This window comes from Candidatus Aquarickettsia rohweri (assembly GCF_003953955.1).
Taxonomy (GTDB): domain Bacteria; phylum Pseudomonadota; class Alphaproteobacteria; order Rickettsiales; family Midichloriaceae; genus Aquirickettsia; species Aquirickettsia rohweri.
The window spans coordinates 1-791 of the sequence record NZ_RXFM01000153.1; the positions used below are offsets into that span (position 1 = coordinate 1).

A 791-nucleotide genomic window follows, 5' to 3' on the forward strand; every position below is an offset into this window, starting at 1 on the left:
CTACAAGAATTCTGTGCCATTTATAAAATGTACTTCTCGGCACATTCTTTTGCTTACAAAATTCATATTTACTTACATTACTTTTTTTATATTCTTCTACTAGCTCTTTCCATTTTTCATTACTTATTCTTTTTTTCTTTTTTTCTAATAGCATCATTAGCCTCTATTTTTTTAGGCTTTTGTTCTACCACTTATTTTTATTCTTGCCTAGATGCCCTTATTTTAGCGCTTACTTAACTGGACGTGTAGTGGACCAAGCAAATGTTATATCTCCAGCTACAAAAGATCAGCTAACAGAAATTCTTACAAATATAGAGAATACTACTACAGATCAAATAGTAATAGTAACATTACCAACTCTTGATGGTAATTCTATAGAAGATTACGGTTATAAATTAGCTAGGCACTGGGGTATTGGTCAAAAAGATAAAGATAATGGAGCTATAATTATTGTAGATGTGAATGAAAGATCTATACGCATAGAAGTTGGCTATGGTCTTGAAGCTAAACTTACTGATGCTGTGACATCAGAAATTATTCGTAATCAAATAGCCCCATGTAAGCGCTAAAATAAGGGCATCTAGGCAAGAATAAAAATAAGTGGTAGAACAAAAGCCTAAAAAAATAGAGGCTAATGATGCTATTAGAAAAAAAGAAAAAAAGAATAAGTAATGAAAAATGGAAAGAGCTAGTAGAAGAATATAAAAAAAGTAATGTAAGTAAATATGAATTTTGTAAGCAAAAGAATGTGCCGAGAAGTACATTTTATAAATGGCACAGAATTCTTGTAG

The 791-nt window shown here is 30.5% G+C and carries 3 protein-coding genes; 2 read left to right on the forward strand and 1 reads right to left on the reverse strand.

The features are described 5' to 3' along the window. Positions 1-157, reverse strand: a 157-nt coding sequence (gene tnpA / locus EIC27_RS08580; RefSeq protein ID WP_410519448.1) for an IS66 family insertion sequence element accessory protein TnpA, incomplete at its 3' end; no start/stop codon positions are given. Between the two features lie 46 nt (positions 158-203). On the opposite strand from tnpA (EIC27_RS08580), the gene EIC27_RS06880 reads away from it, so the two are divergent. Further along, the gene (locus tag EIC27_RS06880) at positions 204-569 is read left to right on the forward strand and encodes a TPM domain-containing protein (protein ID WP_205702370.1); all 366 of its coding nucleotides are present in this window, start codon (positions 204-206) and stop codon (positions 567-569) included. 68 nt (positions 570-637) lie between these two features. After that, a partial coding sequence (gene tnpA, locus EIC27_RS08585; protein WP_410519450.1) for an IS66 family insertion sequence element accessory protein TnpA occupies positions 638-791 on the forward strand: 154 nt, incomplete at its 3' end.